This window comes from Streptomyces cahuitamycinicus, assembly GCF_002891435.1.
GTDB lineage: Bacteria > Actinomycetota > Actinomycetes > Streptomycetales > Streptomycetaceae > Streptomyces > Streptomyces cahuitamycinicus.
In genome coordinates, this window is record NZ_POUC01001023.1 from 1 (window position 1) to 248 (window position 248).

Consider the following 248-nt stretch of genomic DNA (forward strand, 5'->3'; position numbering starts at 1 on the left):
GTTTCTCACGTGTGTATCGCTACTCATGCCTGCATTCTCACTCGTGAACCGTCCACAACTCGCTTCCGCGGCTGCTTCACCCGGCACACGACGCTCCCCTACCCATCCACACAGGCGTTGACCCTATTGTGTGAATGACACGACTTCGGCGGTACGCTTGAGCCCCGCTACATTGTCGGCGCGGAATCACTAGACCAGTGAGCTATTACGCACTCTTTCAAGGGTGGCTGCTTCTAAGCCAACCTCCT

At 56.5% G+C, this 248-nt stretch carries 1 rRNA gene; it reads right to left on the reverse strand.

The window, feature by feature from the left end:
• A 23S ribosomal RNA gene (locus C1J00_RS48800) occupies positions 1-248 on the reverse strand; the annotation flags it as partial.